At 71.9% G+C, this 5,997-nt stretch carries 7 protein-coding genes and 1 pseudogene; 2 read left to right on the forward strand and 6 right to left on the reverse strand.

From position 1 onward, the window contains the following. Window positions 1–11 precede the first annotated feature (11 nt). Both AB0I22_RS14765 and AB0I22_RS14770 read left to right on the forward strand, forming a co-directional pair. A complete protein-coding gene (locus AB0I22_RS14765; protein WP_363131138.1) occupies window positions 12–509 on the forward strand; it encodes a cysteine dioxygenase in 498 nt (165 codons plus the stop codon). A 113-nt stretch (window positions 510–622) separates the two neighbouring features. Beyond that, complete coding sequence (locus tag AB0I22_RS14770) at window positions 623–1,030, forward strand: rhodanese-like domain-containing protein (RefSeq protein ID WP_363131120.1); 408 nt, start codon at window positions 623–625, stop codon at window positions 1,028–1,030. 145 nt (window positions 1,031–1,175) lie between these two features. On the opposite strand, the gene AB0I22_RS14775 is transcribed toward AB0I22_RS14770, so the two are convergent. The 6 genes and pseudogenes from AB0I22_RS14775 to AB0I22_RS14800 form a co-directional block, all read right to left on the reverse strand. Continuing rightward, complete coding sequence (locus AB0I22_RS14775; protein WP_363131121.1) at window positions 1,176–1,739, reverse strand: FtsX-like permease family protein; 564 nt, start codon at window positions 1,737–1,739, stop codon at window positions 1,176–1,178. A gap of 338 nt (window positions 1,740–2,077) precedes the next feature. Continuing rightward, window positions 2,078–2,833 carry a recombination regulator RecX gene (gene recX, locus AB0I22_RS14780; RefSeq protein ID WP_363131122.1) on the reverse strand — a complete coding sequence of 252 codons (756 nt, stop codon included), beginning with the start codon at window positions 2,831–2,833 and terminating at the stop codon, window positions 2,078–2,080. A gap of 3 nt (window positions 2,834–2,836) precedes the next feature. Next, a complete protein-coding gene (recA, locus tag AB0I22_RS14785) occupies window positions 2,837–3,964 on the reverse strand; it encodes a recombinase RecA (RefSeq protein ID WP_363131123.1) in 1,128 nt (375 codons plus the stop codon). A gap of 230 nt (window positions 3,965–4,194) precedes the next feature. After that, complete coding sequence (locus AB0I22_RS14790; protein ID WP_363131139.1) at window positions 4,195–5,397, reverse strand: AI-2E family transporter; 1,203 nt, start codon at window positions 5,395–5,397, stop codon at window positions 4,195–4,197. A gap of 110 nt (window positions 5,398–5,507) precedes the next feature. Next, window positions 5,508–5,702: a DUF3046 domain-containing protein gene (locus tag AB0I22_RS14795; RefSeq protein WP_363131124.1), complete on the reverse strand. Its 195-nt coding sequence runs from the start codon at window positions 5,700–5,702 to the stop codon at window positions 5,508–5,510. A gap of 208 nt (window positions 5,703–5,910) precedes the next feature. Beyond that, window positions 5,911–5,997: pseudogene (locus tag AB0I22_RS14800) on the reverse strand (ABC transporter ATP-binding protein); the annotation flags it as partial.

The raw sequence follows: 5,997 nt of genomic DNA on the forward strand, positions 1-5,997 counted from the left end.
CGGCGGAAGGTGTGACTCCGCCCACCGCCGCCGAACTCCTCGGCTTCGCACGGCAGATCGCCGACGACGCCGCGCTGGTGGCCTCGCTGCCCCTCGACCCCGAAGGCCGCACGTGGATGCGGCTGGAGGGGCCGGGCGGCAGCGAGGCGTGGCTGATCGGCTGGCCGCCGGGGACCGGCACCGGCTGGCACGACCACGGCGGCTCGCACGGCGCGTTCGCCGCGGCGGCCGGTGAACTGACCGAGCAGTCCCTGGCGGCCCAGCTGCCCACCGAGGGCTGGAAGACCCTCGAACTGGCGGACGGCGTCGACCGCCGCCGCCGGCTCTCGGACGGCCGCGGCCGGGCCTTCGGCCCGCACCATGTGCACCAGGTGTTCAACGCGTCCGAGGACCGGCACGCGGTGTCGGTGCACGCGTACTATCCGCCGCTGCCGCTCATGCGGCGCTATAGCCGCACGGGCCCGCTGCTGCGGCTCGAACAGATCGAGCGCGCCGAGGAATGGGCGTGATGAACGGGCGCGGCGCACCGGCGTGACGAACGGGCATGGGAGCGGACACGGGGAGTGGGCGGGGGGGGAGCCGGCATGGCAAGCGACACGAGGAGTGGGCATGAGGAGTGGGCATGACGGTCGATGAACTGCTGGCCGAGGCGCGGGCCGCACTGAACCGGCTCGATCCGCACGAGGCCGCGGCCGTCCGCGACAGCGGCGGACTGCTGGTCGACATCCGCTATGCGGCGCTGCGCGACCGGGACGGCGTCATCCCCGGCGCCCTGATCGTGGAGCGCAACGAACTGGAATGGCGCCTCGACCCGACGTGCGACCACCGCGCGGCGGAGGCCGTCGGCCATGACCTGCGCGTGGTCGTGATCTGCAACGAGGGGTACGCGTCGAGCCTGGCAGCCGTCAGCCTGCGACGACTGGGTCTGCGCCACGCGACGGACCTGACAGGCGGCTTCCAGGCTTGGCGGGAGGCTGGACTGCCGGTGGAGGGGGTGGGGGTGGGGGCCGAAGCGGGCGAGGGGCGGTAGCCCTGCCCGGCCGGCTGCCCGGCTGCCCGGCTGCCCGGCTGCCCGGCTGCCCGGCTGGCTTACGGTACGGGGTCGGGGCGGTACGGGCGGCTGGAGCGGCGCGTATCCGCCGGGAAAGCACCGCCCGTACTCCCCTGCCCCGCCGTCACTCCCTCACCGTGGCCGCCTCGGCGGAGCACGGCCTGAGCGCTGTCCGGCCCGGCAGGGCGGTGGCCGCGAGGGCGAGGAGAGCGGCGACGCCGACCACCAGCGCGTACACCACCGGCAGCACCGACGGCGACGCCTCGCCCGTCATGCCGAGGCTGAACGCGGTCAGGTCGGCGAGCGCGATCCCGCTGCCGAGTACCGCCGCCAGCAGCAGTACGGCCGCCGCTTCGACGCACAGCATCCGCAGGACCTGACGGCGGGTCGCCCCGCCCAGCCGCGGCAAGGCGAACTCGCGGACGCCCTCCGAGGTGGACATCGCCAGGGTGTTGACGACCGCGACGGCGGTGAACGTCAGGACGAGCCCCATGGCGAGGTTGTCGACCTCGGCGTTCGACTCCTGTTGTGCGGACTGGAGCCGCACGGAGTCGGCAGCGGGGACGACCCGTACGCCGGGGAAGCCCCGGACTGCCGCGGTGAGCTGGGATCGGGTGCCGGAGGACTTGACCCAGACCTCGCGGGCGAGGGGGTTGTCGACGTGTCGGGACAGCAGTGCGTGGGACACCGTCAGGTCGCCGAACCCCAGGCCGTCGGCGCAGACGGCGGCGACGGTGAGGGGTGACGGGCGTTCCGTCGCCGAGCGTCGCCCCGAGGCTGTCGCCGAGGTTCAGGCCGAGGTCGCCGGCGGCGCGTTCGCTGACCGCGACGCGGTCAGCGCCGAACCACGCACCCCAGAGCCACCCACGCCGGAGTTACACATTCCGAAGCCCCCGTCCCAGAATCACGCGCCCCAGAGCCACTCGTCCCAGAACCACCCATCCGGAGCTACGAGCCCCCGAAGCCAAGCGGCCTGGGCCTACGCGTCCCCGGTGCCAGGCGTCCCCGATGCCAGGCGTCCTCGGACTACGCTTCGGGCAGGTGGTACTCCAGCAGCTCAGGGTCCTCGCCCTCCTCCTCCAGCGCCCTGCGCACCACCCTCAGGGCAAGGCCCTCCGGGTATCCCTTGCGGGCCAGCATCCCGGCGAGACGCCTGATCCGCTTCTCCCGGTCGAGGCCGCGGCTCGCACGCAGTTTCCGCGCGACGAGCTCGCGGGCGGTGCGCTCCTCCTGCTCGGCGTCGAGCTGCCCGACGGCCTCGTCGATGAGCGCGGTGTGCACCCCTTTGGTGCGCAGCTCGCGTGCGAGGGCCCGGCGGGCGAGGCCCCGGCCGCGGTGCCGGGACTCCACCCACGCCTCGGCGAACGCCGCGTCGTCGATCAGCCCGACGTCCTCGAACCGGGACAGCACCTCCTCCGCCACGTCCTCGGGGATGTCGCGCTTGCTCAGGGCGTCCGCGAGCTGCTTGCGGGTGCGCGGTGATCCGGTGAGCAGCCGCAGGCATATCGCCCGTGCCTGCTCGCCTGGGTCGCGCGGCGCCTCGCCCCGGCCCCCCGGCCCGCCGTCCTCCGCGCCGGAGTCCAGCGCCGCGTCGGGGCCCTGCGCCGTGCCACCGCCCGCACGGCTGCCGGTCCCCCTGCCCGTACGGCCGGCGCCCCCGCGTCCGCCCGTACGTCTGCCGCCCGCGCGGCTCCGGCCGAAGCTCCCTTCCCGCTCCCCTTCCCCGTCACCCGGCAGATCGCCCGCGCCGGGGCTGTCCGGCCAATCGGTTCGCCGTGTCATGGGCTAGCTCTTGGCCGCCGCCGTCTTGGCGGCCTTGGCTCCGGCCTTCGTCGCCGGGGCCGGGACGGACTTGGCGGCGTCGCCTGCCGCCGCGCCGGCCGCGTCCGCGCCGGGCTCGGCCGAAGGCTCCTCGGGCTTCACGCCCACGCCCAGCTTCTCCTTGATTTTCTTCTCGATCTCGTTGGCGAGGTCGGGGTTGTCCCGCAGGAAGTTGCGGGCGTTCTCCTTGCCCTGGCCGAGCTGGTCGCCCTCATACGTGTACCAGGCGCCGGCCTTGCGGACGAAGCCGTTCTCGACGCCCATGTCGATCAGGCCGCCCTCACGGCTGATGCCGTGCCCGTAGAGGATGTCGAACTCGGCCTGCTTGAAGGGCGGCGCGACCTTGTTCTTGACGACCTTGACACGGGTGCGGTTGCCGACCGCGTCGGTGCCGTCCTTGAGGGTCTCGATACGGCGGATGTCGAGCCGCACCGAGGCGTAGAACTTCAGCGCGCGGCCACCGGTCGTGGTCTCCGGGGAGCCGAACATCACGCCGATCTTCTCGCGGAGCTGGTTGATGAAGATCGCGGTGGTCTTGGACTGGTTGAGCGCACTGGTGATCTTGCGCAGCGCCTGGCTCATCAGCCGGGCCTGGAGACCGACGTGCGAGTCGCCCATCTCTCCCTCGATCTCCGCACGGGGCACCAGGGCGGCGACGGAGTCGATGACGATCAGGTCGAGGGCGCCGGAGCGGACCAGCATGTCCACGATCTCCAGCGCCTGCTCGCCGGTGTCCGGCTGGGAGAGGATGAGATTGTCCGTGTCGACGCCGAGCGCCTTGGCGTACTCCGGGTCGAGCGCGTGCTCCGCGTCGACGAAGGCGACCGTGCCGCCGGCCTTCTGCGCGTTGGCCACGGCGTGCAGCGTGAGGGTCGTCTTACCGGAGGACTCCGGGCCGTACACCTCCACCACGCGGCCGCGCGGCAGGCCGCCGACGCCGAGCGCGACGTCGAGTGCGGTCGACCCGGTGGGGATGATCTCAATGGGCTCGTTCGGCCGGTCACCGAGACGCATCACGGCGCCCTTGCCGAATTGCCGTTCAATCTGTGCGAGCGCGGCGTCTAGCGCCTTCTCGCGGTCGGTACCTGCCATGGGTTCCACCCGATTTGCTTGAGTCGATCGCTTCACGTCCACGACGCTAACGCCTGCCACTGACAATCGGCCCTGACGTCGTGCCGCCCTGTGGATAACTCGGCCGGGACCGTCCCGGCAACCAGGGCCGGAACCCCTATAAGAATGGTTGTTCGATTTCGGTGTCAAGCGCACCACGCCGCCCGGAACGGCGGGCTCGGCGGCGGGCTCGGCGGCCGGAGCAGCCGGGTTCAGCCCTCGTCATCGCGGTCGTCGGACGGCAGATCGCCCCGACCGTCAGGTGGCAGATCGCCCCGACCGTCAGAGGGCGGATTGCCCCGACCGTCAGGCGGCGGGTTCCTGCGCAGGGCGCGACGCACCCGCCCCGTCGGCACGCGGCGCCGGCGGTCGGGCAGCCGCGCCTCGTCCGTGATCTCGTAGCGCCTCACATACGTGCCGAGGAACGCCTGCAGCGTCGCGGTCGCCGGAATCGCGATCAGCGCGCCCACCGCCCCCAGCAGCGCGGTCCCCGCGACCACCGACCCGAAGGCCACGGCCGGGTGGATGTCCACGGTCTTCGCGGTGATGCGCGGCTGCAGCACGTAGTTCTCGAACTGCTGGTACACCACGACGAAGCAGAGCACCCACACCGCGTACCAGGGGTCCACCGTGAAGGCGATCAGCATCGGCAGCGCGCCCGCGAGGTAGGTGCCGATCGTCGGGATGAACTGCGAGACGAACCCCACCCAGATCCCGAGCGCCGGGGCGTACGGCACGCCCAGGATCTGCAGCAGTATGTAGTGGGCGACGCCGGAGACCACGGCCATGAGGGCGCGCGAGTAGATGTAGCCGCCGGTCTTGGCGACCGCGAGGTTCCAGGCGCGCAGCGCCTCCGCCTGGCGGCCGGGCGGCAGCACGGAGCACAGTGCGCGCCGCAGCCGGGGCCCGTCAGCCGCGAAGTAGAACGAGAACAGCAGCACCGTCAGGATCCGGAACAGGCCCCCGAGCACGGTCGCGGAGACGTCGAGCACGCCGCTCGCGCTGTTCTGCACGTACTTCTGCAACCAGTCCGAGTGCAGCAGGCTGTCCTGGACCTGGACCCGGTTCAGGCTGGTCTTGAAGGTCTTGTTGACCCAGCTGATCACCGAGTCGAGATAGGAGGGGAAGTCGTCGACCATGTTGGAGATCTGGTCGGCGAGCATCGAGCCGAGCAGCGCGAAGAAACCGGCGGAGACGATGACGACCCCGAGGAAGACCAGGCCGGTGGCGAGGCCGCGGCGCATGCCGCGCGCGGCCATCCGATCCACCGCCGGCTCGACCGCGAGCGCGAGGAAGAACGCGATCAGGATGTTCAGCAGCAACCCGATGAGCTGGTGAAAGGCCCAGCTGGCGAGCTGGAAGCAGGCGAAGAGGACCAGCGCGAGCGCCATGGCTCGCGGCAGCCAGCGAGGCATACGGGAGCCGGGCGCGGGCGGCCGGCGGTCATCCTGAGCGGTCTCATCTGTCGGGGCCACGGGGGCCAGTCTGGCCCATCGGCCGCGGTGTCCCCGCGCTGCCCCGCGGCTCAGCGCTTGTCGTGGGGCACGTCCATCGAGACGCACACCGCGCGCCACACGTCCTTGGCGCTCCAGCCCGCGGCGAGCGCCTCGTGCACAGTCCGCCCCCCGAGCTCCGCCATCACGTGATCGCGCGCGAAGGAGTCGGCGTAGCCCTCACCGAAGTGATCCGCCATCCGCTGCCAGAAGATCGTCAGCCGCATCCGTTCCGCTCCATGCCCCTCTGCCCCGCTGTCGTCCGCAGCTCACACCGCTGTACGGCCACCGCGCCCGTTCCCGTCCGGCGCCCCTCGCGCGGACCCCGCGCCCGTCGCCGCTCGGTATCCCTTTGTACGGGCCTCCGCACCCGCTCACGCCACCGGCCCCTCCGCACCGTCCTGATATCAGGACGGTGGCATCAAGACGGTGGTGTCAGCGGTTGGTTTCCTTCTCGTACGCCTTGATGACCTCGTCCGTCGGACCGTCCATCAACAGCTCGCCCCGCTCCAGCCACAGCAC

This window comes from Streptomyces sp. NPDC050610 (assembly GCF_040654875.1).
In the GTDB taxonomy this organism is placed as follows: domain Bacteria; phylum Actinomycetota; class Actinomycetes; order Streptomycetales; family Streptomycetaceae; genus Streptomyces.

Bases quoted from the DNA above. Each gene is read 5' to 3' on its own strand.
- AB0I22_RS14770 (WP_363131120.1), top strand. From the start codon at position 623: ATGACGGTCGATGAACTGCTGGCCGAGGCGCGGGCCGCACTGAACCGG.
- recX (WP_363131122.1), bottom strand. From the start codon at position 2,833: ATGACACGGCGAACCGATTGGCCGGACAGCCCCGGCGCGGGCGATCTG.
- recA (WP_363131123.1), bottom strand. From the start codon at position 3,964: ATGGCAGGTACCGACCGCGAGAAGGCGCTAGACGCCGCGCTCGCACAG.
- AB0I22_RS14790 (WP_363131139.1), bottom strand. From the start codon at position 5,397: ATGCCTCGCTGGCTGCCGCGAGCCATGGCGCTCGCGCTGGTCCTCTTC.
- AB0I22_RS14795 (WP_363131124.1), bottom strand. From the start codon at position 5,702: ATGCGGCTGACGATCTTCTGGCAGCGGATGGCGGATCACTTCGGTGAG.